Genomic DNA, 23,670 nt, shown 5'->3' on the forward strand with positions numbered 1-23,670 from the left:
CCCCGAACATCAAAGGGTTGCGCAAGCTCCGCTACGTCGTCGAGGTCCTTCGCCCTGCTCCGCCAGTTGAAGCGCCTGGCCGTGCGCTGGGAACGACGCCTCGAAATCCACGACGCCCTCGTCTCGTTGGCCTGCGGCCTGATCGGTTGGAGGTGCCTCAAGAAGGTCAATTCATGATCCCGTCGCGTCGGTGGCCCTTTCGTTGACAGGGGGCAGCCGGCTGGCCGCCCCCTGTCAACGCGCTGGGTGGTGGTTCGTGCCTTCTGGGTCAGACGGTCAGTTGATCGAGGATGCCGGCCACCTCCGCCGGCTTGAGCAGAAACCCGACGTGACTGGTGGCCAGGGTGTGCACGTCGTACGGATTGCCGGGCGTCAACGCGTCGGCTTCGGCGATCAGGCGGTCCTGCATGGCCACGGGAAGCGACCGGTCGTCAGAGAGCCGGATGTAGGTGCGGGCGATGGTGCCCCAGGTGTCGGCGTGGCCGCGTGCGTCGGACATCATCACGGCCAGGGACTCGTCAGGCTGCAGGATGTTGAGGAAGGCCCGGAACTGTTCATCGGTGCCGTCCGCCATCATCGACGCCTTGAGCGCGGCCAGCATGACCGGGTCGGCGGTGCGGTAGTTGGCCCGGCCGACACCGAGTTCGGTGGGGTCGCCGACGTTCAGCGCGGCCAGTGGGGCCAGCAGGTTGTCGCCGAACTCGGGCTCCTGCATGTATTCGACGGGGTTGGATCGTTGCACGCACGACCAGCCGGAGATGTAGACGAGTCGGCTCACCAGATCAGGGATCGTGTTGCCCACCCCGGTGATGGTGGTGCCACCGAGACTGGCGCCCACCAAGACCACCGGCCCGTGCTCGGCCACCCGTCGGACGACGTCGACGACCATGTCGATGTTGTCCTGCAGGGTGACCCCGGCCAGTTTGGACGGTTCGGCCGCCCATGCGTCGAGGTCCTGCGGGGCCTGGTAGGCGGCAGGGTACTGCGCGTCGAAGCCGTGCCCCGGCAGGTCCACGGCGAAGCTGCGATGGCCGAGCAGCGCCAGTTCGCGCTGGAGGGGGGCCCACATCAACGAACTGGAGCACACGCCGTGCACGAGCACGAACGTCGCATTCGCGTCGCGGGCCGGGCGCGGACGGGGAGAGTTGCTGGAGACAGATGTCATACGGGTCAGTCCAATGTCCGGTGGGCGGCGCGGTGGGCATGCCTGATGGGTCGATGCCCGCGCGGAGCGCCGCCGCAGATGAAGGGAGAAACGGGCGCGCCTGTCACCAGGCGCGACGCGGTTCAGTGGCCGGGTGCATGCAAGCCGATGGCAGCGGTCAACCAGTGCGTGCCGGCCGGTCAGGGGCAGCACGCGACGTGGAGGAACTCACCGGCAACGGTGCGCGTCGACGGTCAGGGCCGAGCGAGACCCGCAGGGCAGTGCCGTGAGACCACCGTGGTCTCCTGCGGGTTTCCTCGACTGGCGCCGGTCGCTGAGCGACTGCGGCGGCAGATGTCTTAGGCGGTCCGAAGACGGACGAACATGTAGGACATGACAAGGACCTTACCTGATCACGGATCACTGTCGAGGCCGATTCATGTCAGCGGGGAAGCCTGACCTCAGACAGGGGCAACTGCAGCCGGAACTCAAGGACATCGCGCTCCGCTGAAACCGAGCGTTGCTGGCCCTGAGCGACGAGTGGTCCAGGTCCCACCAACGTCGTGGAGCCGTCCTGGGCCACACCGACCATCACCGCCGCCCAGCACCTGGTCGCGCACCTGACGGGCCACGACCATGCCGTCCTCGGCGCCGACCGCGGCTACACCCGCACCCACCAGATCGTCGTCGACGCCACGGCTCTGGGCGGCGGAGCCGGCGCGATCAACCGCCTGGCATGTGTGTCTGTGTCCGTTCAGTTCTGCGGCGTGTAGTCGGGCCGTCCGCCACGGGTGACCTCGTTGCGCATCATCGCTCTCGCCGGCCGCGCAAGCGCAGCCAGTGACACCCGGAATCCGCCCTTTCGCGCCTGCCCCGGGCGTCCTGCGCCGACACACAGGTGATCACTGCATCCGAGCGGCTGGGGCGCCGATGCCGGTGCGGCGGCGCCCCACGGTTGCCTCAACCAGGGCCGCGGCGGCCATCGCCGCGCCCACTGGACCATGTGCACCGAGCAGGCAGCCTGAAGGGCGCTTCCCGCAAGCGTGTCAATGCTCCGGTACTGCCTTGATCGGCGGCCCCGGGGTGGGCATCGGGTTGGTCAGCGGGTCGCGTGAGTATTGGGACTGCCGCGCCCGCGGCTCAGGAACGCGGCGATCGGCAGCGCCGCTACCAAACCGCTGAGCAGCACCGCGGCGAGCGCGCCCAGGATCGCCGGCTCGCCTGCGAAGGCGATACCGACGGCTGCCGGCGCGGGACCCACGTTACGCACAGCAGCGACACTTCCCATGGTGGTGCGGCGTACCGTCGGCCCCGTGGCCAGCAGCGTGCCAATGGCGAAGGCGGCGCCGCCGAGGGCGAACCCCGCCGGCAGGGCCAGGGAGCCGACGAGTGCGACCACGTCACGCCAGTTGCCGAGCAGCATGCCCACCAGCACGATCAGGAACGTCACGTTCGAGACCTTGATCGCGGTGGGGTGCCAGGAACGCGCTGCCCTTGGGGCGTTGTGGCGCTGTAGCAGACCGACGCCGAATGGTATGAGCTGCGGGATCGCCACGGTCCGCACAAGGGCGGCCCAGCAGGTGCAAGATGTCCATGAGGCTTTCCGGTCCGGTGGTGGGGCGCCCGGGCGGGCCGCAGCGCCACGGTTCAGTCCTGGAGGTCGCCCAGCCACCGCAGGGCGCTCAGTCCCGGCAGGAAGCAGTACTCGCCCCCGCGCGTGACCGTGAACCGCGGCAGCTGTGGCAGACGCCGCCGTACGGGCCGGCGGGGGATGGTGTAGTCGGTGACGCCCTCGTGGGCTCCGGCTATCGGGTCCTTGGTGTTGGCTGAGCCGAAGAAGACGCCGTCGTTCAGCCACTCGGACTGGACGAACTCGAACTGCCGCCCGAGGTGGGCACCGATGAACGCGAACAACAGTCCCCGGTCCGCTCCGTCGTCCTCGACGGAGCCGTCCGCAAGCGGCGGTCCGTAGACGGCGCCGCGCCTGATCATGCGGTGCAGCCTCACTTCTCCCGCCACCGACGCGTCCCGGGGATTGGCCCGGCGGATGTGGCAGCCGCCGGGGGTGATGAACCCCGCCGGGTCGTCGCGCTCGTAGAGGAAGGTGTTGCGGCGGTGTGGGTCGGCGCCCAGCGCCGGGTCGTCCTGGTAGGGGCTGAGCGCCAGTGGTGCGCCGCTGCGCCAGCGTCCCAGGACCTTGGCTGCGAGCAGTTCCTCGTCCTCGCGGCTGGTGGAATGGTCCTTCAGACAGCGCCGGAACGCGGCGACGCGTTGGTGGAGTTTGCGGAAGACCGCGTAGCTTCCGTTGCGTCCCAGTACCTCGGGCTGCGGGGTCTGGACGCCGCCGAGCTCGTCGGGGTAGCCGAGAACGAACTCGCCGGCCCTCAGCGGCCTCTCCAACTGGTTCGACCCGGCGATGCCGCTGCCCTCGACGGCCGGGTGGCTGACGCCGTCTCGGTAGCCGAAATGCTCGGTCTCCGTGGGAAGTGCGTAGCAATTCTGCCGCCAGATCGCGGTGATACCGGGCAGGTGCTCATACGCCGGGCGGGCCCGATCGATGGCCGCCTCCAGCTGCCCGATGTCGGGCGCGACCACGGTGAGCACCACATGGACGTCAGCCGTGCCCAGGGGTGTCTCCCAATTCTCGGGGCTGCTTTCGCCGACGTCGCCGAGCGCCTTGGCCCGGGCGGCCATGCCCTGCCGGAACTCCCAGGCGAAGGTGTCCAGCGACTCGCGCGGCACCCCGAGCGCCTTGAGGCCGTGGTAGGTGACCGCGACGCTCACCCAGGTGTCCCCGAGCGGGCTGGTCGCGTCTGCCGCGGAGGTGGCCACCGCGCTCGCGCGTCGCATCAGCTCCCGCCCGTGCGCCCGGTCGTCGATGCGGAACAGAAGGTAGGTCACCGCATAAGGCGTCGGCCTGGGGCTGAGAACTCCGCGCTGGATGTCGTCGAGCTCCAGGGCGATCTGCTTCTCCCCACTCATGGTCCCGCCTCCCAGCAGCGCTACTTCGAGACGATGTTCCTCCAGAAGTTCCGCAGGCTTTCGTCGCCGCCGAACAGCGAGCTGAAGATCGTGGAGTCCGCCAGCAGAACATCGCCGGCGCGGTCGCCGCCCGGGGGCAGCCACAGGAACATGTTGAACTCGGTGTTGCCGGCTTCGGTGAACGGGTGCGGCTTGGAGGTGTCGACGGGCTGACTGGCCAGTACATGGATGACATCCGGCTCTTCCGTCGTCACGGCGTAGTGCGGCAGGTGCAGGTGGAAGTTGAACGTGGTCACCCCCTCCAGCCAGCCTTTTGTGTCCAGATCCCGGGCCACGGTCAGTGGGGCGATCTTGTTCGGTTCCCGCACCGCCGGGCGCAGCCCGTAGCGGTTCTCGACGGGGACCCCCAGCCCTTGCATCAGACCCCGGAGGTGCCTGGCGAACCGCTGCTGGCGGGGAACCAGCGGGTCGCCGTGGTGGCGGTGCTCCATGTCGCGTACGGTCAGGTCGTCCGACGCTCCGACGTCGTGGTGCGGGCCCAGGACCAGGGAGGTTCCCTCCCGCGAGAGGAACTGCCGCAGCGCCTCGATCTCCTCCGGCTCGGCATCCTGTCCCGTGACCATGTGGTCCAGTCCGAAGACGAACAACGTGTCGGTGTCCGCCAGCACCCGGTCATCCAGCAGGGTCCGGAACCCGGCCTGATCGATGCGTTGATACACCGGCACGGTGTGCCCGGTGGTCTCCTCGACGAACAACTGAAAGGGCACCCAGGCCCAGAAGAACAGCTCCAGAGATCCCGCGATGCCCTGCTGGAACTGCAAGGGGTCGGACCACCTCGGCTCCTCGTACGCGGGCCAGGCAACCCGCCGGACCTCCGTCATCGTGGAGAACCGGTTGTCCAGCTCAGCCGTGTTCCTTCCGGCCTCGGCCGGATAACTCCACGACACGTATATGCTCACCCGCCGCCGGCCCGGCGTGTAGGGGCGGGGAACATGATTCTGGTTGTAGGTACGGGCCGTCCTGGACTCGCTCATGACGTCTCCGATCCGCAGCGGTGAGCAGGCCGCAGCCCTTTTCACTGCAACTGGTCGAGCATCTCCGACAAGGCACTCTTGATCCGCAGCGCTTTTTTGATCTCATCTGCTGTCACGTACGGATACTCCCCATATTCAATGAAACTGGGGCAGTGATGCTCCCGCACGAACCTCACGAATGCCTCGGGATTTGTTCTCCAGTCATCGGGAAATCCCTCCAGGTTCTCGAAGGCCGTACTCACGCCGGACTTCGTGAACAACGCAATGGCGTCTTCGGTGTACTTGTCGAAGTCCGTGTCGAAAATGCCCTGGTACATGAAGCGTTTATCTTCGTCGAAGAGCACCCAGCGCAGGTAGTGCAACTTCAGCGGCGCGAGAAGATAGGGATCTTGTTCCAGCGCCCTGGCCAGGGTGTAACCGTACTCGCGGATCGCTTCCGCGCGACCGGGCTTCACATTCGCGATGATATTGAAGCCGTAACACGCGGGAGTTTTCGGGAAAACGGGGCCGTACTTTCCCTGTTCGAGATGGTCGGTCTCCTTGGGGATGACAACCGCCTGGGGCTTGATTTCCATACCCGTTCCTCCGCCGCCTAAGAAAGGAACCGCCATGTCCATCGTGCCACGCAGTGCTCACTCCGACCCGCCGAGGAGCGATGGCCATGACTTGTGGACCGGCCCTCGGGGCCGCACGTGAAGGACGTACCTTCCCGAGGGATCGACTGATGGTCATCGCGTAGGCCCGTGTTCGCAGCACGGGTCGGGAAGGCACACCTGTGCTCAGCGCAGTCAACGAAGAGGGCTCCACCGTTACGGGCTCCACCCCCGTTATGTTTTCCGCGGTCCCGCAAGAGGGCCGCCGACCTCCGGGCTCGGCATGACTGTTCCCCCCTGTCGAAGGCATGACCTGGGGGGGTGGTGTCACCGGGCCCGAGGGGTCGGCAAGACGGCCCATGACGGCATGATCACCGCGGCTCGCGCCTGCTCAACTTCCGGAGCCCGTCCCCATCAACGGCACACACCTACTGCCGAACCCTGATATTCGTGTCGTCCGAAGGACTCCCTACGTCCGGGGATTGTCCCGGGCCGGAGCGGCGGTGGGTTCGTGGTGCCGGCGTTGTGTCCGGCCGACCCGATACTCACATACGCTGCCTATGTGAACTATTTCGGTCGATTCTGGCGTCGTTCCTGTAGCCTCCAGGAGGACCTGGCGCTCCTTGCGCCCCTGGCGCTGACCGCCATCATCACCGTGCTGGCCTTTGTCACTCCGAGTAACCTCCACTTCAGCCGGTTTCTCTCACTCGCCCCCGCTTTCGCTGCCTCGGTGTGGCCAGTGGTCGGAACGGTGGCCATCGGCGTGCTCGCCGCGGCCCTCAACGTAGTGATCGCCGTGACCATCGGCAATCCGAGTGAGGAGCACACCTACCTGATCACCCTCGCAGTGATCGCCGGCGCCACCGCCGCGGCCGCCTACGCCAGCCATGTGCGCCAACAGCGTGAGCAGGCCCTCGCCGACGTCCGCTCCGTCGCCGAGACGACCCAGAAAGTCCTGCTGCGCCCCATGCCGCACCGCCTCGGCCGGTTGGACACCGAGGCCCTGTACCTGGCCGCCGCGGCCCAGGCCCGCGTCGGCGGCGACTTCTACGAAGCACTGGCGACAGCCCACGGCGTCCGCCTGATCATCGGAGACGTGCGCGGCAAGGGCCTTCCCGCGGTCGGCGCGGCATCAGCGATCGTCAGCTGCTTCCGGGAAGCCGCGTACGACGAACCGGACCTGGCACGGCTGGCACGCCGACTGGACAGGCGCATGAGCCGCTACACCGCACTACTGCCCGACGACCAGATGGAGTACTTCGCCACGGCCCTGCTCGCCGAGATCCCCGACGACGGATCGACCGTCGAAATCGTCAACTGCGGACACCCCCCTCCGCTGCTGTTCCGCGCGGGAGCGGTCCGCGAGGTCACCCCCACAGCGCCCTCACCGCCCGTCAACATGGGTGCGCTGCTCGGGGAGGACTACCGCATCGACACCGTCCCCTTCGCCACCGATGACCAACTGCTCCTCTACACCGACGGCGTCACCGAGACCCGCGACCACACCGGCGCACTCTTCCCGCTGATGCAGCACGCGGGCCAGTGGGACGCAGACTCCCCGTCCCGGCTGCTCGAGCAGTTGCACAGGGACTTGGTCCACTACAGCCACGGCCGTCTCGACGACGACATCGCGGCCATCGCCGTCCGTGCGACGGCCACCACGGCCTCGGCCGGTGCATGAAACGGGCCGGCGGTCGTCCACGCCTCCCGGCTGCCACTACACCCCGGCCCCTCACCGGCCCACCCGTCCGGTCCTCCTGCCTGCCCCGGGCCATGGAAGCGCCGGGCCGGACCACGATCGCCTGCACCAGCCGCGACAACGTCCGTCCGCTAGGCGCAGGCCATCGCGCAGTGAGACTGCCCGGTCCGAGGTGCACGAGGCGCCGGACATGACCACGGCCGAGAAGGCGACGCAGGGCCGCTGGACCGAATCGACGCCGCCACCGCTATGGAGCACCGGCGGGGGGGCGCACGGTTCGAGGAGCGCGTCCGGCCCCTTCAGCGGCAGGTGAGACCCGCCGCAACATGGGCCGCGGGCTGCCGGCCAAGGCTCGGCCCCACCCGATCGAGTCAGAGATACACCACTCACGCGGACGTGACCGCAGTCGACCGGGCGGACTCGGCAGCTCGGTCTTGGCGGACCCGGTCGAGTTGGCGGGAGGAGCTGGAGCGGACGAGGACCGTGTACGTCAGGCCGCCGACGAGCGGGCCGAGCAGCGCGGACACGTCCGCTCCGTTCAACGCCGACGCGACAGGCCCGACGCACAGCGCGAGTTGAGGCACAGCAGCGCGACGCCGGTGCCGAGGAGTTGGGCGGCAACCTGTCGTTCTCGGCTCCGGCGCCAACAACATCCTCACGTGAGTTCGGTGGGCGGGACAGTCTCGTCGGTGCTCGAAGACATCGTGCCCGGCTGGTTCCACCCGCTGCTCCTACTGGCGTCAGCACGCTGCACGGGGTCCCGGACACCGGGCCGGAAACGGCGAGGATGCCGTTGAACGCCCAGAAGAGATTGCCCACCACGATGACGGCAAAGCTCTGCCACAGGTCAAGGCCCAGCCGTCACCACCTACGCCGGATCGGCCTGGAACTTTCTCGAAGTCCCGTACTTCGCCCGGCTCCTTGCAGCCGCCACCGCGGCAGCGCGCTCGAGAACACCTCGGACGGGCCTGTCCCGGGGCGGTTCAGAGGGCTTTGAGGATGTCTTCGACACGCCGTTTGGCGTCGCCGAAGAGCATCTGGGTGTTGGCTTTGAAGAAGAGGGGGTTCTGGACGCCGGCGTACCCGGTGGCCATGGACCGTTTGAAGGCGACGACGTCCTTGGCCTCCCAGACTTGAAGTACGGGCATACCGGCGATCGGCGACCCCGGCTGGTCGATGGCGGCCGGGTTGACGGTGTCGTTGGCGCCGATGACGAGGACGACGTCGGTGTGGGGGAAGTCGTCGTTGATCTCGTCCATCTCCTGGACGATGTCGTACGGCACCTTCGCCTCCGCGAGGAGGACGTTCATGTGTCCCGGAAGGCGGCCGGCGACGGGGTGGATGCCGAACCGGACGTCGACGCCCCTGACTCGGAGGATCTTGGTGAGCTCGGCGACGGCGTGCTGCGCCTGCGCGGTGGCCATGCCGTACCCCGGTGTGATGATGACCGAGGATGCGTCCGCCAGGAGCTTGGCCGCGTCGTCAGCGGTGATCTCGCGGTGCTCGCCGTAGTCGCCCTCGACCGCGGTGGAGCCGGCCTCGACGCCGAAGCCACCGGCGATGACGGAGAGAATTGACCGGTTCATCGCCGTGCACATGATGTAGCTCAGGTAGGCACCGGAGGAGCCGACGAGGGCACCGGTGATGATGAGCAGGTCGTTGCCCAGGAGGAAGCCGGCCGCTGCGGCGGCCCACCCGGAGTAGCTGTTGAGCATCGACACGACGACGGGCATGTCGCCACCACCGATGGACATCACCAGGTGCCAGCCGAGGAAGAGTGCCGTGAGTGTCATGACTCCCAGCAGCAATTGCCGAGTGGACCACGCGTCACGCGAGACCAGGCAGTAGATGACCGTCATGACGAACACCGCGGCGACAATCGCAAGGTTCAGCGCGTTGTGCGCCGGCAGGGCCAGCGGGGCGCTCCTGATCTTCGCCGACAGTTTCAGGTAGGCGACGATGGAGCCGGTCAGGGTCACCGCACCGATGAAGACCCCGACGAAGACCTCGACATCGTGGACCGTCGGGTAGGCCACGTTGTTCTCGTACGAGCTGTTCCAGCCGACGAGGACGGCCGCGAGACCGACGAAGCTGTGCAACATCGCGATGAGCTCCGGCATACCGGTCATCTCGACGCGCCGTGCGAGGGTGGTGCCGATGACGGCCGCGACAGCCATGGCGGCGACGACCAACGCCAGCCCGGGCAGCCCGCTCCCCTCGGAAGCCTGCTCGCCGTCCAGCGAGGTGCCCGCGACCGCGGCCACGACCGTGACGATCAACGCGATCGCCATGCCGACGATGCCGTACCGGTTACCCATGCGCGCGGTCTCATGCCTGGACAAGCCGCTCAGGGCGAGGATGAAGAGCAGACCGGCGACGATGTAGGAGCCCTGGACGAGAGTGTGACTCATCGGGACGCGTCCTCCCTCTTGAACATCTGCAGCATGCGAGCCGTCACGGTGAACCCACCGAAGACATTGATGGTCGCGACGAGGACGCCGACGAAGGCGATCAGCCAGTGGCCGTACTCGCCGACCTGCAGGAGCGCGCCGACGACGATGATGCCGGAGATCGCGTTCGTCACCGACATGAGCGGCGTGTGCAGCGCGTGATGGACATTGCCGATGACGTAGTAGCCGATGACGACCGACAGCATGAACACCGTGAAGTGGCCGAGGAACACCGGCGGGGAGAACGCAGCCAGCACGAGGAACAACACCGCGGCGGCACCGATGATGCCCAGGCGGGTGCCCTGGCTCATCGGCTTCTTCTCGGGTTTCGGTGGCGGCGGGGCAGCGGCGGCCGGGGCAGCGGGCGCTGCGGAGACCTGCACCGGCGGCGGTGGCCACAACACCTCACCGTCGCGGCATACGGTCATCCCCCGCTGGACGGCATCCTCCAGGTCGAGGGTGAGCCGGCCGTCCTTCTCCGGCGTGAGCAGCTTCAGCAGATTGACGAGGTTCTGCCCGAACAGCTGAGACGCCTGAGTAGGCAACCGTCCCGGCATGTCCGTCCAGCCGAGGATCGTCACGCCGCCCGGCGTGACGACCTTCTGGTCCGCCACCGCACCGGCGACATTGCCGCCGTTGGACGCGGCCATGTCGACGACGACACTGCCGCGCTTCATGGAGGCGACCATGTCCTCGTCGATGATCCGGGGTGCCGGGCGCCCCGGAATCAACGCGGTCGTCACGATGATGTCGACCGTCGGGACGATGTTGCGGTACATCTCCGCGGCCCGCCGGTTGAACTCCTCACCCATCTCCTTGGCGTAGCCGTCGGCGGACGGGCCGGTGTCCAGGCCCTCGAGGTCGGGGCGGAGGAACTCCCCGCCCATCGATTCGACCTGATCCGCAACTTCCTGCCGGGCGTCGAACGCCTTCACCACCGCACCCAGGCTGCTCGCCGTGCCGATGGCTGCCAGCCCCGCGACACCCGCACCGATCACCAGCACCGTCGCGGGGGGCACCTTCCCAGCCGCTGTCACCTGGCCGGTGAAGAACGAGCCGAACTCATTCGCCGCCTCGATGACCGCGCGGTACCCGCCGATGTTCGCCATCGACGACAACACGTCCAACGCCTGCGCGCGGGAGATGCGGGGGACGGCGTCCATGGCGAGCGCCGTGACACCTCGGGCGGCGAGGCCTTTGACGAGGTCGGGATTGACCACCGGTGCCAACAGACTCACCACTGTTTGCCCCGAGTGGAGACGATCCACTTCGGCCTCGCTCGGAGCATTGATCTTCATGATGACGTCGGCGTTCCACACCTCCGGGCCGACGGTCTCGGCACCCGCCGCGCGGAACGCCGCGTCGTCGAACGCCGCGCCGTCACCGGCTCCGGATTCGACGGACACGGCATAGCCCAACCTGATCAACTGCTCAACAGTCTTCGGGGTGGCGGCAACTCGGGTCTCACCCGGTTTGGACTCGCGTGGAACACCAATGCGGTGAGCAGTCGACGGCATGGCCGGCCTCCTTGGGGCGGGTCGGTCAGTGGGTGACGAGCAGCGTTCCCGCGAAGGAGAACGCCATGATGAACAAGGTGGCGAGAACAGCGAGGCCGGCCTCCGCACGGCCCCGGCGCAGGAGGGTGGGAAGGTGCACGCCGGCCCCCATCCCGAAGAGCGCCATGGCGAGCGCGGCGCCCTGCACTCGACCGGCCGCGTCGATGGCACCCTGGGGGACGACGCCCGCCGTCCGCAGGACGACGCAGCCGATGAAGGCGACGACGAAGAGCGGGACCACCGGAGGGTGGCTTCGGGACGCGGGCGACTGACGCAGCGCCCGCCGACGGCGGACCCCCGCCGCGGCGACCATGGGGGCGAGCATGAGGACCCTTGCCAGCTTGACGACGACGGCCACGGTCAGCGCACCGGCACCGACCGCACTCGCCGCTCCGACGACCTGTCCGACGTCATGGATGCTCGCCCCGACCCAGATTCCCATCTGGTGGTCTGTAAGCCCCAGCGGGCTCTGGAGCAGCGGGAGACCCAGCATGGCCGCGGTCCCGCACAGGGTCACGAGGGCGACGGTGACCGCGACATCCTCCTCGTCGGCGTCCGCCGTCGACTGCATCGCGCCAATGGCCGAGGCTCCACAGATCGCGAACCCTGTCGCGAGGAGGAGCCTGCGCGGGCTGCCGAGTCCCCAGAACCGCCCCACGGCACCGGTCACGAGGAAGGTGACCACGAGGGTCGTGAGGACCATCGCTATGACCGGGAGGCCGAGGGCGACGATCGATCCGGCCGAGACAGCAAGTCCGAGAAGTGCCACTCCGACACGGAGCAATTGCTTGGCGGCGAGCTTCAGCCCCGGCGCGCACGCCGTGGGTATCAGCTTGAGATTGGCGAGCAACGCACCGAGGACGACGCAGAAGGTCACCTCACCCACCGCCGGGACGACGTGGTGCAGGAGGACGGACACAGTCAGACCGGCGCCGGCCAGGGCAATCCCGGGAATGTGGGTCAGCGTTCCCCGCAGCACACGCGAGGATGCCGGACCCGGAGCGGCGACTGCGGCCTGAAGCGGTCGCGTCGCCGCATTCCTGGGGCACCTTCCCTTCTCGACGGATACATCGGGAACTTCCGAGGCCATCAGCGACACTCCTTGTCCGGGACGATGCCGACGAGGCCACCGAGGCGGGCCCGATGCCGGACAGGGGTGCCGAGCGCGACCTGGTCCGCGACAGCGCGCTTCAGCCGCAGGTGTGCGGGGTGCTCCCAGGTCATCCCGATCCCACCGTGGAGCTGGACGCACTCCTCGGCGGCACGGACCGCCACCTCGCCACACACCGACGCGGCCACGGCAACCGCCACGGGCACATCGGCGGGGTCGTCGGCGAGCGTCGCCGCGGCGTACCGGGCTGCGGCGCGGGCGCCCTCGACGGCGATGTAGAGGTCCGCCAGACGATGCTTGATCGCCTGGAAGCCACCGACGACCCGCCCGAACTGGCGGCGCACCGTCAGGTAGGAGACCGTCTCGGTGAGGCACCAGTGCGCGAGACCGACCTGCTCCGACGCGAGAAGACCGGCGCCCGTGAGCAGACCGGCCCGCACGGCGTCCTCCGCCGCCGGCCCACGCGCCACCGGGCGGGCGGCTGCACCGTGCAGGCGGACCGTGGCCAGCGGACGGGTCATGTCGAGGGCCGGTTCGGGGGTGACCTGGACTGCGTCGCGGTCGACGAGCCAGAGTCCCGGACCGTCCGCGCCCAGTGCCGGGACAAGGAAGGTGTCGGCGTCGGTCCCGGCCACGAGCGTCACCTCACCGTGCAGGCCGTCTGGCTCCTCCCGGACGGCGTATGCCGGGTCGGCCGGGTCCGTGGACCATGGGACGGCGAGCGTGAGGACGGACTCCCCGGAAGCCGCGGCCGCCAGCGTGTCGCGTACGGCGTTCTGGTCCGCGGACTTCGCGGACATCAGGTGCACGAGGGTGGTCGTGGCGATGACGGCACTGGTGAGGAAGGGAACGGGAGCAACGGCCGAGCCGAGCTCCTCGAGCACGACTCCCGCCTCGCGCGCACTGGCCCCGGCGCCCCCCATCTCCTCCGGGACGAGGAGTCCGGCGAGTCCCAGGTCTGCGGCGAGGCTCCGCCACAACGGCTCACGCACGCCGTGCGCTCCGTCGTAGGTGGCGGCGACTTCGTCGGACGCGCACCGGTCGGCGAGCAGCTTGCGAACGACGGTCCGGACCGCTTCCTCGTCGTCGGACTCGACGAGTGAGAGCCGGACCGGGCCGGAGCAGGCGGGGAGAGTCATCGGGGGACCTTCTTCCAAGGGACGTCCTTGTCCACCCGGGGCTCGCCCGGGAGGCCGAGCACGCGCTCGGCGACGATGTTGCGCAGGACCTCGGAGGTGCCGCCCTCGATCGAGTTGCCCTTCGCGCGCAGGTAGCGGTAGCCCGGTCCCCGGCCCAGGAAGTCGACGGATGCCGGCCGCACGAGAGTCCAGTCGTCGTACCGAAGTGCGCCATCGGGGTCGAGTTCGAGCTCGAGCCGGCTGATGCTCTGGGCGAGGTCGGCGAACATCACCTTCATGGCGGCGCCCTCGAATCCGGGCGCACCCGTCGCGAGCCGCTGACGAAGCCGGGCTCCCGCGAGACGGAACACCTCGGCGGCGACCCAGCGCTCCATGACGCGGTCGTGCACGGCGGCGCTGCGGACCTCAGAATGCTCGCGCCACAGTGCCGCGACCTTGGAGATCATCCCTGCCTCGCGATGGGCCTGGTCTCCGCCGATGGCGACCCGTTCGCTGCTCAACGTGGCGTTGGCGACCTTCCAGCCGTCACCGACCTCACCGAGCCGCGCGGTGTCGGGGACGCGGACGTCGGTGAGGAACACCTCGTTGAACTCGGCTTCCCCGGTGATCTGGCGCAACGGTCGGACCTCGACTCCCGGCGCGGACATGTCGACGACGAAATACGACAGCCCGCGATGCTTCGGCACGTCCGGGTCGGTGCGCGCGAGGAGGATGGCGAAGCGTGCGACGTGGGCGCTGGAGGTCCATACCTTCTGCCCGTTGACGACCCAGTCTCCCCCACTCTCGCCTTCGCTCGAGCGGGAGGTGCCCCCATCGTCGCGCACGGCGCGCGTCGCGACCGCGGCGAGGTCCGACCCGGCACCCGGCTCGGAGAACAGCTGGCACCAGACCTCCTCCCCGAGCCAGAGCGGTCGCAGGTAACGGGAGCGCTGCTCCGGGGTCCCGAACGCGAGGATGGTGGGCGCCGCCATACCGACACCGATGCCGATGTGGCTGGAGGGATTGACCGGAGCCCCGGCCGCACGGAGTTCGCCGTCGACGACATCCTGAAGGTCGCGAGAGAGTCCCAGCCCGCCGAGGCCCTCGGGGAAGTGCACCCACGCGAGCCCGGCGTCGAACTGAGCGCGGTGGAACGCCGCCGGGTCGGTCGTGGCAGGCGGGTACGCGCGCAGCAGCTCACCGACGCGATCACGCAGCATGTTCACGGTCATGACCTCAGCTCCAGGGGGCCGCCACCTGCGGCGCGGCGCTCGGCGGCTCTTCGCACCTCGGCGCGGGCGAGGGCGTTGCGGTGGACCTCGTCCGGCCCGTCGGCGAGCCGGAGCGTGCGGATGGTCGCGAAGGCGCCGGCGAGCACGGTGTCCTGGGAGAGCCCGGCCGCACCGTGCAGCTGGATGGCCTTGTCGAGAATCCATTCGACCGTGAGAGGGGTCGCGACCTTGATCGCCTGAATATCGGCGTGAGCGGCCTTGTTGCCGAGCCGGTCCATGGTCCACGCGGTCCGCAGGACCAGGAGGCGCAACTGCTCGATACGGATACGCGACTCCGCGATCCACTCACGGACGACACCCTGCTCGTCGAGGCGCCGGCCGAAGGCCACCCGCTCACCGGCGCGCGCACACATGAGGTCGAGGGCACGCTCCGCGACGCCTATGGACCGCATGCAGTGGTGGATGCGGCCGGGGCCGAGCCGCGCCTGGGCGACGGCGAAGCCGTCGCCCTCACCGAGGATGAGGTTCTCGCGCGGCACCCTGGCGCCGTCGAAGACGATCTCCGCGTGCCCGCCGTGGTCGCGGTCGTCATAGCCGAAGACACTCATCCCGCGCAGGAAGCGCACGCCAGGAGTGCTCCGCGGCACGATGATCATCGACTGCTGGCGGTGCCGGTCGGCTGTGGGGTCGGTCTTGCCCATGACGATGAGCAGTTCGGCGTCCGGGTTCATCGCACCGGTGATCCACCACTTGCGTCCGGTGATGACGTACTCGTCGCCGTCGGCCTCGATGCGGGTCTCGATGTTCGTCGCGTCCGACGAGGCGACAGCCGGCTCCGTCATCGCGAAGGCGGAACGGATGCTCCCGTCCAGCATGGGTTCGAGCCAGCGCTTCTTCTGCTCGGGCGTCGCGAACATCGCGAGGACTTCCATGTTCCCCGTGTCCGGGGCGGCGCAGTTGAGCGCTGCCGGCCCGAGTCTCCAGGCCCGGCCGGTGATCTCGGCCAGTGGGGCGTACTGGAGGTTGGTGAGGCCGGCCCCGTGTTCCCCCGGCAGGAAGAGGTTCCACAGCCCACGCCGACGCGCCTCGGCCTGCAGCTCCTTGACGACGGGGAGCCGGGTCCACGCCCACGGGTCGTCGGCGTCCTCGACCTGACGCCCGAGGACCGGCTCGGCCGGGTAGACGTGCTCGTCCATGAAGTCGGTGAGCCGTGCCATGAGCTCCCGGGTCTTGTCGTCGTACTCGAAGTCCATGTCAGCTCCATTCCTTGAGGAGGGCGATGCCTTCGCCGAACAGGGGCTCCACGAGGGTGCCGACCGTGTCGAACCCGGCCCCCACGGTGTGTCCCTGGGAGTGCCGGCAGTGAATGCCCTCGAGGATCACGGCGAGCTTGAACGCCGCGAGGCCCAGGTAGAAACCGAGGCCCGCCGAGGGCAGCGGCCCGGTGCGGGCGGCATACCGTTCCACGAGCTCCGCCGCGGACGGGAAGCCGGGGGCGCGGGAGATCGTCGTGATGACCTCGCCGCCGGGGATCTCGGCGACGCGTCCGTAGACGACGAGGAGCGCCAGATCGGTGAGGGGGTCGCCGATCGTGGCCATCTCCCAGTCGATGACGGCTCGCACCCCCGAGTCGTCGACGAGGAGGTTGTCCAACCGGTAGTCGCCGTGCACGATCCGGGCGGCCGACTCGGTGGGCACCCGGGCCACGAGGGCTGCCCGCAGTTCCTCGGCCCCGGTCAGCTCACGTGAGCGGGACGCCTCGAGCTGTCGGGTCCACCGGGACAGCTGCCGGCCGAGGAAGCCCTCGGGGCGGCCGAGATCGCCGAGACCCACCGCCGACGGGTCGACCGCGTGGAGGTCGGCAAGGACATCGGTCATCTCGTCGGCGATCTCCCGGGTGCGGACCGCACCCAGATCGCGCAGCTCGTCCTGGTCCCGGAAGGCGGTCCCTGGGACGTACTCCATGACGTAGAAGGGTGCGCCGATCGGACCCGGGTCGTTGCACACCGCGAGGACCCGCGGCACGGGGACGGCCGTCGGAGCCAGCGCACTCATGACCCGGGCCTCGCGCCCCATGTCGTGGGCGGTCTCGAGGACGTGGCCGAGCGGTGGCCGTCGGACGATCCACTGGTGGCGGCCGTCCCCGACGAGGTAGGTCATGTTCGACTTCCCGCCGGCGATGACCTGGCCGACGCACTCGCCGATGTGCGGGTCGACGTTGGCCCGGAGGAATTCGCCGACGACGTCGAGGTCGAGGCCGGGCAGGTTCTGGTCACGGTCGCCGGCCATCACGGCACCAGAAGGGCGATGGTCTGGACGACACAGGCGGGGCGGTCGCTGCCCTCGAGCTCGACGGTGACGTCGAGCGTGCACCTGGCACCGCTGCCGCCCCGGTCGAGGGACACCAGCCGGGCGCGGGCCCGCAACCGCGACCCGACCGGTACCGGGGCGGTGAAGCGGACCTTGTCGCAACCGTAGTTCACCGACATGCGGAGACCTCCGACCGTGTAGATCTCGGAGACGAGGACCGGCACGAGGGAGAGGGTGAGGAAGCCGTGGGCGATGGTGCACCCGAAGGGCCCTCGTGCGGCCGCATCTGGGGCGACGTGGATCCACTGGTGGTCACCCGTGGCGTCCGCGAAGAGGTCGATCTGTTGCTGTGTGACCTCACGCCAGGCACTGCACCCGAGGTCCTCGCCGACAGCACGCTCGAGGTCGTCGAGTCCGACGAAACTGCGCATGGCTTTCAATCCTTCGGTCCGCCGGCGACGTAGATGACCTGGCCGTTGACGAAGCCGGCGTCCTCGCGGGCGAGGAAGGAGGCAACGGCGGCGATGTCGGCCGGTGTTCCCACCCGGCCGGCCGGGATGTCCTGGATTCCGTGCTCGACCAGCTCCTCGAAGGAGATGCCCATCCGCTCGGCGGTCGCCCGGGTCATGTCCGTGGCGATGAAACCCGGCGCGATGGCGTTCGTCGTGACACCGAACTTGCCCAGTTCGATGGCGAGAGTCTTGGTGAGGCCCTGGAGGCCGGCCTTGGCGGCCGCGTAGTTGGCCTGGCCGCGGTTGCCGAGGGCGGAGGTGCTCGAGAGGTTGACGATGCGTCCGAAACCCTCCTTGGTCATGTGTGCCTGGGCGGCACGGGACATGAGGAAGGAGCCACGGAGGTGGACGTCCATGACGACCGACCAGTCGTCGTTCGTCATCCGGAAGAGGAGATTGTCGCGGAGCACGCCCGCGTTGTTGACGAGGACCGTCGGCGGACCGAGCCGCTCGGCGACGAGCGCCACCCCCCGCTCCACCGAGTCCTGGTCGGACACGTCGATCCGGATGGCGAGGGCGCGGCCTCCGGCGGACTCGATGCGGGCGGCGACCTCGGCGCATGCCCCCTCGTCCAGGTCGGCGACGGCAACGGCGAGACCGTCCGCGGCCAGTCGCTCGGCAACCGCGGCGCCGATGCCGCGGGCGGCACCGGTGACGATGGCGACGCGTGGGGAGTTCATGGGCGAGTCTCCTTGTTCGAGTGGGACGTGGTCGATCCGACGGTGGTGCCGAACCCAAGGACGGACAGCAGCGCGTCGCGCGTCGTGACGGCGTCGCCATGGTGGATGCCGTGAAGGCCGACTCGGCGAGCGCCCTCGACGTTGGGAAGGGCGTCGTCGACGAAGGCGACCCGCTCCGCGGGCAGTTCGAGGCGCGCGCACAGCAGCCGGTAGATGGCCGGGTCGGGTTTGCGCAGCCCGAGCTCACCGGAGAGGAGAACGGGCTCGAAGCTGCCGTCGCGGAGCCGGTCCGGGTAGGTGTTCGCCCAGCTGTTGGAGACGATGGCGACCCGTATGCCGCGCGCCCGCAGCTCGTCCGTCAGGTCCCACATCGCCTGGTCGGGGCGCAACCCGGCGAACATGCCCGCGAGCAAACCCTCGGGCTCAGGGGGGCTCCCGTCGGTGCGGCGCAGCCGGGTCGCGAGCGCCCGCTCGAACCCCGCCGCGTCGAGCCGCCCGGTCTCGAGCCTGTGGATCGGAGAGTTCTCCTCGGCTTCCCGGCCGAGCCAGGCGCGCAGGCAGTCGGTGAAGCTCTGCGGTTCGATGCCGAACCTGGTACGCCACCGCTCGAGCGAGTCGGCGACGGGGGTGGTGAGCACCCCGCCGTAGTCGAGCGCGACAGCCTCGACAGGGCCGGCGCCGGTCATCACTCCCCCTCGCCGACGAAGAGGTGTCCCCCGTCCACGACGAGGGTCTGCCCGGTGGTCCATGCGGCGTCCTCGGAGAGGAGGAAGGACACCGCGCCGGCGATGTCCTTGGGCTCACCGAGGCGCCCCAGCGGGTACCCCTTGAGCACGGCCTCCTCGCGGTCCTCGTAGAGCGCCGCTGCGAAGCGGGTCTTGACGACGGCCGGCGCGACGGCGTTCACCCGGATACGGGGTGCGAGCTCGACCGCCAGTTGGGACGTGATGAAGGAGAGCATCGCCTTGGTGGCCCCGTAGAAGCCGATTCCCGCGGACGGCCGGAGCCCGGCGATGGAGGACACGTTGACCACGGCACCACCGCGGTGCTCGCCCATCCCGGCCTCGCGAGCCAGACGGATCCAGTCGAGCGCGGCGAGGCAGTTGACCTCGAAGATCTTGCGGGCCGCCGCTGGATCGATGTCGATCATTGGACCGTACACCGGGTTGATGCCGGTGTTGTTGACCAGCAGGTCGATGGAACCGAAACCCTCGACGGCCGCGGCGACGGCGGCCTGGCGGTGCTCCGGCTGGTCAGCGCTCCCGGCGGCGAACCTGACCTGGTCCGGAGTACCGAGCGCAGCCGCGGCCTCCTTGAGGGCTCCTTCCTTGCGCGCTGTGATGACGACCCGCGCTCCTTCGGCGACGAGTCGCTCCGCAATGGCGTGGCCGATGCCACGGCTGGCACCGCTGACCAGGGCCACCTTGCCGTCGAATGGCTTCATGACTCTCTCCTCCACGGGGGATCTGGATTTCCCGGCATGCCGCTCAGGCGAGGCGCTCGATGACCATGGCCATCCCCTGGCCACCACCGACGCACATGGTCACGAGGCCGAGCTGTTTGTCCTCGGTGTGCAGTGCGTTGATGAGAGTGGTGGTGATGCGCGCGCCGGTCATCCCGAACGGGTGGCCGAGTGCGATGGCCCCGCCCTTGACGTTGAGACGGTCCTCGTCGATGCCCAGCTCGCGTGCGGAGGCGATGACCTGGGCCGCGAACGCCTCGTTGATCTCGACGAGGTCGATGTCGCCGATCGTCATGCCCGCAAGCTGCAGCGCCTGCCGGCTGGCCGCCACGGGACCAAGGCCCATGATCTCCGGGGACAGACCCGTGACCCCCGTCGACACGATGCGGGCAAGTGGCTTGAGACCGAGCTCGTGAGCCCGGACGTCGCTCATGACGACGAGTGCGGCCGCGCCGTCGTTGAGGGGACAGCAGTTGCCCGCGGTGACGGTCCCCTGCGGGCGGAAGACCGGCTTCAGCGCGGACACCGCCTCGATGGTCACGCCTGGCCGGGGACCGTCATCGGTGGAGACGACCGTGCCGTCCGGCAGCGTCACCGGGGTGATTTCGCGGGCGAAGAAACCGTCGGCGATCGCCTTCTCGGCACGGTTCTGGCTGCGTACGGCGAACTCGTCCTGGTCGGCCCGGGTGACGCCCTTGACCTGGGCGACGTTCTCGGCGGTCTGCCCCATCGCGATGTAGGCGTCGGGCAGCAGCCCGGCCTCGCGCGGGTCGGTCCAGGTCAGCCCACCCTCGGCGAACCGCTGGGTCCGCTGCTGGGCCTGTGCGAACAGGGGGTTGTACGTGCCCGGAAGGTTGTCACTGTTGCCGTGCGCGTAGCTGCTCACGCTCTCGACTCCGGCCGATATGAACGCATGACCCTCGCCGGCCCGGATCGCGTGCATGGCCATCCGGATGGACTGGACGCTCGACGCGCAGTAACGCGTCACCGTGGTGCCGGGCAGCTGGTCGAGCCCCGCGAGGACCGCCACGACCCGGCTCATGTTGTGACCTGAATCCCCACCGGGCAGACCGCAGCCGAGGATCAGGTCACCCAGTTCGTTCGGGTCGAGGCCGGGCACGGCCGCGAGCGCCGCCTGCACGACGTGCACGGCGAGGTCATCGGGGCGGATGTCCTTGAGCGAACCCTTGACGGCTCGCCCGATCGGCGAGCGGGTGGCGGAGACGATGACGGCCTCTGGCATGACGCTTCCCTTCCAGATTCGATTAATGTCGACATTCTTGTTTGAAGTGGGCCGTCGTGACGTGGACTGTATGGCCTCGCTCCAGCTGCCGTGCGAGCCAGGTGAGGGCGGTATCGCGAACGGACACCCACCCGATCCGCCGGGGTCGTGGGGGCCTCCGACTCAGGGTTTTAGGCGATGTGCGCCCGGCACCTGGAGGCCGTCCACGTGACGCTCGCTGGGTGTGGGCTCACCGGTTGCGCTCGGCTGTGGCAGGCCCGGAAAACTTCGTGACCCAGGCCCAGAGCGGGCTCGTGCGGGTCACTGGCACGGCGGAGAGGGAATCCGATGAAGGTCTGATCGACGGCGTCCGCACGGCGACGTCCGGCCTCGATGACGTCGACACCGAGCTCGGCCGGAGCCCTGCCCGTCGCCGGTCCTGCGATGAACCGACCCCGAAGTCGAGGACCCGGACGTCGCCGAGTGGCTGCGGCACCCCGTGGCGACCGCCCTGTGCCCGGTCAGTTCCCGGCCGGATGGTCCGCGGAAGCCGGTGCGACCTCGAGGAGCTGCTTGCCGAAGTTGCGACCGGTGAGCATGTTGATGAACGCCGCCGGCGCGCCCTCCAGACCACCTTGGGCGATGTCCTCGCGGAACCGGATGCGCCCGTCCTTGACCCAGCCTGCCAGCTCGGCGATGGCCTGGGGCCAGTACTCGCGGTGGTCGGCGATGACGAAGGAGTAGACGTTGACCCGGTGGAGCAGCAGGTGGCTGAGCCCCTTGAGGCCGTACGGCTCGTCGCGGTTGTAGTCGCTGATGTTCCCGCACAGGACGATGCGGCCGTGGTCGTTCATGCGCGGCAGAATCGCGTCGAGGACGGGTCCACCGACGTTCTCGAAGAGGATGTCCACCCAGTCAGGGGTGAGCTCGGCGAGGCGCTGCTCGAAGCCATCGGCGCGATGGTCAAGACACTCGTCGAAACCGAGTTCCTCCTTGACGTACCGGCACTTCTCGGGGCCGCCGGCGATGCCTATGACCCGGCATCCCCTGATCTTGGCGAGCTGGCCGACGATGCTGCCGACGGCGCCCGACGCCGCCGTGACGACCACGGTCTCACCGGGCTTGGGGTCACCCAGGCGCAGCAGGCCGTAGTGCGCCGTGGCCCCGGTCATGCCGAGGACGTGCAGAGCCAGCGAGATGTCCGCTGCGGCGGCGTCGACGATCCGGGCGGTTTCCTTCGTGACCAGGCCGTACTCCTGCCAGCCGAGCATGCACGCCACGCGGGTGCCCACGGGCAGCGTGTCCTCGTTGCTCTCGACGACCTCGCCGACTGTCGCGCCGGGCATCGTCTGACCGGGCTTGAGCGGCTCGACGTAGGACCGGACCGGGTTCATCATCGGCCGCATGTACGGGTCGAGGGACAGGTAGCGGACCCGGACGAGCGCCTGGCCGGGGCCAGGAACGGGACGCGGCGTCCTCTCTATGAGGAAGTCGCCCTCGGCGACCATCCCTTGGGGGTGGTCACGCATCGCGACGCGGAGGGAACCTTCACCCATCAGTTGCCCGCCTTCTTGAGCAGCCGCTCGGCGTTGCCGTACATGTAGGCGTGCAGCGCCGCGTCGTCAAGGTCGAGTTCGCACGTCTTGAGGACACCCTCGTCGATGCCGCAGAAGGAGTAGGCCGACGCGTAGATGAAGCGGTTCGGCAGCCAGTTGACGCCATCGGCGTAGGCCTGCCCGCCGGGAGCGAACATGTAGACGTCGGGCGAGACGAAGACGTTGTGGATCCCCGTGACCTCGCTCTTGAAGGCGAGGGCGATCGCCTCGTTGACATACGGGTAGCAGCCGTGCCCGAGGATGACCGGCATCCCGGGGTGGCGGCGGGCCACCCGGTCGAAGCGGACCGGGTCGGTGTGGCTGATGTCGGGGCCGGCGAGGGGGCCCGTCATGAAGAGGAGCGGGATGCCCAGGTCGGCGATCTTCTCGTAGAGCGGGAACAGCTTCTCGTCGTCCGCGTACATCGGCGTTCGGGCGAGGCCCGGCTCGAGGCAGACACCGATGAGCCCGAGCTCCTTCACCGCCGTGTCCAGCCCGGCGATGATGTCGTCCATGGGCTTGTCGAAGTCGATCCCCGCGAGGCCGAGTACGCGGCCGTCGCTGCGCTGACTCAACTCTGCGAGGTCGGGGTCCTCGATGTGCACCGGGACCGGGCGGTTCACCGAGTGCCGGCCGTTCATGATGCCGAGACGGACTCCGACCGAGTCCATCTCCGCGATCATCGCCTCGAGAGCCCGCTCCTCCGAGTTCGGGAAGGGGTCCGTGCTGATCGTGTACGACCGCGGCACCGGGTCACCCAGGACGCGGTTCACGGCGCCGACGACAGTCGGGGTGAAGAAGATGCGGTAGGGGCCGGTCGGCGGGCGGAGACGGAAGTCGATGATCCGGCCACGGAGACCGTCGAGCCGCTCAGCGGGAGTGCGGGTCATACGGGTTGCCTTTCTCTTTGGTCAGGCGAAGGCGTTCCTTCGATCACTGCTGTCGCGCTGGTAGAGTAACGCCATCCACT

Annotated in this window: 22 protein-coding genes; 2 read left to right on the plus strand and 20 right to left on the minus strand. The window is 68.9% G+C overall.

Annotated features, from left to right (window positions below):
* Positions 1–268: 268 nt before the first annotated feature.
* On the minus strand, positions 269–1,165 hold the full coding sequence (locus ACFY3J_RS32900; RefSeq protein WP_390842366.1) for an alpha/beta fold hydrolase: 897 nt from the start codon (positions 1,163–1,165) through the stop codon (positions 269–271).
* 542 nt (positions 1,166–1,707) lie between these two features.
* On the opposite strand from ACFY3J_RS32900, the gene ACFY3J_RS32905 reads away from it, so the two are divergent.
* Positions 1,708–1,917 (plus strand): hypothetical protein, encoded by a 210-nt coding sequence (locus ACFY3J_RS32905; RefSeq protein WP_384183712.1) that lies wholly within the window; start codon positions 1,708–1,710, stop codon positions 1,915–1,917.
* A gap of 326 nt (positions 1,918–2,243) precedes the next feature.
* On the opposite strand, the gene ACFY3J_RS32910 is transcribed toward ACFY3J_RS32905, so the two are convergent.
* The 4 genes from ACFY3J_RS32910 to ACFY3J_RS32925 form a co-directional block, all read right to left on the minus strand.
* Positions 2,244–2,594, minus strand: coding sequence for a hypothetical protein (locus tag ACFY3J_RS32910; RefSeq protein ID WP_384183710.1), 351 nt, complete (start codon positions 2,592–2,594; stop codon positions 2,244–2,246).
* A gap of 197 nt (positions 2,595–2,791) precedes the next feature.
* Positions 2,792–4,126: a Dyp-type peroxidase gene (locus tag ACFY3J_RS32915; RefSeq protein ID WP_390842352.1), complete on the minus strand. Its 1,335-nt coding sequence runs from the start codon at positions 4,124–4,126 to the stop codon at positions 2,792–2,794.
* 20 nt (positions 4,127–4,146) lie between these two features.
* Positions 4,147–5,160: a hypothetical protein gene (locus ACFY3J_RS32920; protein ID WP_390842353.1), complete on the minus strand. Its 1,014-nt coding sequence runs from the start codon at positions 5,158–5,160 to the stop codon at positions 4,147–4,149.
* Positions 5,161–5,201: 41 nt separating this feature from the next.
* Entirely contained in the window at positions 5,202–5,735 is a 534-nt protein-coding gene (locus ACFY3J_RS32925) for a hypothetical protein (RefSeq protein ID WP_384183702.1), read from the minus strand.
* Positions 5,736–6,315: 580 nt separating this feature from the next.
* Here ACFY3J_RS32925 and ACFY3J_RS32930 point away from each other — a divergent pair.
* On the plus strand, positions 6,316–7,434 hold the full coding sequence (locus tag ACFY3J_RS32930; protein WP_390842354.1) for a PP2C family protein-serine/threonine phosphatase: 1,119 nt from the start codon (positions 6,316–6,318) through the stop codon (positions 7,432–7,434).
* A 404-nt stretch (positions 7,435–7,838) separates the two neighbouring features.
* On the opposite strand, the gene ACFY3J_RS32935 is transcribed toward ACFY3J_RS32930, so the two are convergent.
* From ACFY3J_RS32935 to ACFY3J_RS33005, 15 genes are all read right to left on the minus strand, one after another.
* On the minus strand, positions 7,839–7,979 hold the full coding sequence (locus tag ACFY3J_RS32935; protein WP_384183696.1) for a hypothetical protein: 141 nt from the start codon (positions 7,977–7,979) through the stop codon (positions 7,839–7,841).
* Positions 7,980–8,435: 456 nt separating this feature from the next.
* Positions 8,436–9,863, minus strand: coding sequence for a Re/Si-specific NAD(P)(+) transhydrogenase subunit beta (pntB, locus tag ACFY3J_RS32940; RefSeq protein WP_384183693.1), 1,428 nt, complete (start codon positions 9,861–9,863; stop codon positions 8,436–8,438).
* Entirely contained in the window at positions 9,860–11,419 is a 1,560-nt protein-coding gene (locus ACFY3J_RS32945) for a Re/Si-specific NAD(P)(+) transhydrogenase subunit alpha (protein WP_390842355.1), read from the minus strand. The genes pntB and ACFY3J_RS32945 overlap by 4 nt, the downstream gene beginning before the upstream one ends.
* 25 nt (positions 11,420–11,444) lie before the next feature.
* Entirely contained in the window at positions 11,445–12,377 is a 933-nt protein-coding gene (locus ACFY3J_RS32950; RefSeq protein WP_390842356.1) for a YeiH family protein, read from the minus strand.
* A gap of 170 nt (positions 12,378–12,547) precedes the next feature.
* On the minus strand, positions 12,548–13,708 hold the full coding sequence (locus ACFY3J_RS32955) for an acyl-CoA dehydrogenase family protein (RefSeq protein WP_390842357.1): 1,161 nt from the start codon (positions 13,706–13,708) through the stop codon (positions 12,548–12,550).
* Entirely contained in the window at positions 13,705–14,919 is a 1,215-nt protein-coding gene (locus ACFY3J_RS32960; RefSeq protein WP_390842358.1) for an acyl-CoA dehydrogenase family protein, read from the minus strand. The genes ACFY3J_RS32955 and ACFY3J_RS32960 overlap by 4 nt, the downstream gene beginning before the upstream one ends.
* Complete coding sequence (locus tag ACFY3J_RS32965) at positions 14,916–16,172, minus strand: acyl-CoA dehydrogenase family protein (protein WP_384183679.1); 1,257 nt, start codon at positions 16,170–16,172, stop codon at positions 14,916–14,918. Before ACFY3J_RS32965 ends, ACFY3J_RS32960 begins: the two co-directional genes overlap by 4 nt.
* A gap of 1 nt (position 16,173) precedes the next feature.
* Positions 16,174–17,208: a phosphotransferase family protein gene (locus ACFY3J_RS32970; RefSeq protein ID WP_384183676.1), complete on the minus strand. Its 1,035-nt coding sequence runs from the start codon at positions 17,206–17,208 to the stop codon at positions 16,174–16,176.
* A complete protein-coding gene (locus ACFY3J_RS32975; RefSeq protein WP_390842359.1) occupies positions 17,208–17,669 on the minus strand; it encodes a MaoC family dehydratase in 462 nt (153 codons plus the stop codon). Before ACFY3J_RS32975 ends, ACFY3J_RS32970 begins: the two co-directional genes overlap by 1 nt.
* Entirely contained in the window at positions 17,666–18,421 is a 756-nt protein-coding gene (gene fabG, locus ACFY3J_RS32980) for a 3-oxoacyl-ACP reductase FabG (protein ID WP_384183670.1), read from the minus strand. Before fabG ends, ACFY3J_RS32975 begins: the two co-directional genes overlap by 4 nt.
* A complete protein-coding gene (locus ACFY3J_RS32985; protein WP_384183668.1) occupies positions 18,418–19,107 on the minus strand; it encodes an HAD family hydrolase in 690 nt (229 codons plus the stop codon). The genes fabG and ACFY3J_RS32985 overlap by 4 nt, the downstream gene beginning before the upstream one ends.
* Positions 19,107–19,865, minus strand: a complete 759-nt coding sequence (locus ACFY3J_RS32990; protein WP_390842360.1) for an SDR family oxidoreductase — start codon at positions 19,863–19,865, stop codon at positions 19,107–19,109. The genes ACFY3J_RS32985 and ACFY3J_RS32990 overlap by 1 nt, the downstream gene beginning before the upstream one ends.
* A 43-nt stretch (positions 19,866–19,908) precedes the next feature.
* Positions 19,909–21,126, minus strand: a complete 1,218-nt coding sequence (locus tag ACFY3J_RS32995) for an acetyl-CoA C-acetyltransferase (protein ID WP_390842361.1) — start codon at positions 21,124–21,126, stop codon at positions 19,909–19,911.
* Positions 21,127–21,626: 500 nt separating this feature from the next.
* Entirely contained in the window at positions 21,627–22,661 is a 1,035-nt protein-coding gene (locus ACFY3J_RS33000) for an NADP-dependent oxidoreductase (RefSeq protein ID WP_384183660.1), read from the minus strand.
* The gene (locus tag ACFY3J_RS33005) at positions 22,661–23,590 is read right to left on the minus strand and encodes an amidohydrolase family protein (RefSeq protein ID WP_384183657.1); all 930 of its coding nucleotides are present in this window, start codon (positions 23,588–23,590) and stop codon (positions 22,661–22,663) included. The genes ACFY3J_RS33000 and ACFY3J_RS33005 overlap by 1 nt, the downstream gene beginning before the upstream one ends.
* Between the last annotated feature and the right edge of the window lie 80 nt (positions 23,591–23,670).

The sequence above is a fragment of the Streptomyces sp. NPDC001231 genome, from assembly GCF_042896885.1.
In the GTDB taxonomy this organism is placed as follows: Bacteria; Actinomycetota; Actinomycetes; order Streptomycetales; family Streptomycetaceae; genus Streptomyces.

Excerpts from the sequence above, each read along its gene's own strand:
- ACFY3J_RS33005 (WP_384183657.1), bottom strand. The coding sequence starts at position 23,590 with ATGACCCGCACTCCCGCTGAGCGGCTCGACGGTCTCCGTGGCCGGATC.
- fabG (WP_384183670.1), bottom strand. The coding sequence starts at position 18,421 with ATGAACTCCCCACGCGTCGCCATCGTCACCGGTGCCGCCCGCGGCATC.
- ACFY3J_RS32900 (WP_390842366.1), bottom strand. The coding sequence starts at position 1,165 with ATGACATCTGTCTCCAGCAACTCTCCCCGTCCGCGCCCGGCCCGCGAC.
- ACFY3J_RS32965 (WP_384183679.1), bottom strand. The coding sequence starts at position 16,172 with ATGGACTTCGAGTACGACGACAAGACCCGGGAGCTCATGGCACGGCTC.
- ACFY3J_RS32985 (WP_384183668.1), bottom strand. The coding sequence starts at position 19,107 with ATGACCGGCGCCGGCCCTGTCGAGGCTGTCGCGCTCGACTACGGCGGG.
- ACFY3J_RS32995 (WP_390842361.1), bottom strand. The coding sequence starts at position 21,126 with ATGCCAGAGGCCGTCATCGTCTCCGCCACCCGCTCGCCGATCGGGCGA.
- pntB (WP_384183693.1), bottom strand. The coding sequence starts at position 9,863 with ATGAGTCACACTCTCGTCCAGGGCTCCTACATCGTCGCCGGTCTGCTC.
- ACFY3J_RS32915 (WP_390842352.1), bottom strand. The coding sequence starts at position 4,126 with ATGAGTGGGGAGAAGCAGATCGCCCTGGAGCTCGACGACATCCAGCGC.
- ACFY3J_RS32920 (WP_390842353.1), bottom strand. The coding sequence starts at position 5,160 with ATGAGCGAGTCCAGGACGGCCCGTACCTACAACCAGAATCATGTTCCC.
- ACFY3J_RS32970 (WP_384183676.1), bottom strand. The coding sequence starts at position 17,208 with ATGGCCGGCGACCGTGACCAGAACCTGCCCGGCCTCGACCTCGACGTC.
- ACFY3J_RS33000 (WP_384183660.1), bottom strand. The coding sequence starts at position 22,661 with ATGGGTGAAGGTTCCCTCCGCGTCGCGATGCGTGACCACCCCCAAGGG.
- ACFY3J_RS32990 (WP_390842360.1), bottom strand. The coding sequence starts at position 19,865 with ATGAAGCCATTCGACGGCAAGGTGGCCCTGGTCAGCGGTGCCAGCCGT.
- ACFY3J_RS32955 (WP_390842357.1), bottom strand. The coding sequence starts at position 13,708 with ATGACTCTCCCCGCCTGCTCCGGCCCGGTCCGGCTCTCACTCGTCGAG.
- ACFY3J_RS32945 (WP_390842355.1), bottom strand. The coding sequence starts at position 11,419 with ATGCCGTCGACTGCTCACCGCATTGGTGTTCCACGCGAGTCCAAACCG.
- ACFY3J_RS32960 (WP_390842358.1), bottom strand. The coding sequence starts at position 14,919 with ATGACCGTGAACATGCTGCGTGATCGCGTCGGTGAGCTGCTGCGCGCG.
- ACFY3J_RS32925 (WP_384183702.1), bottom strand. The coding sequence starts at position 5,735 with ATGGAAATCAAGCCCCAGGCGGTTGTCATCCCCAAGGAGACCGACCAT.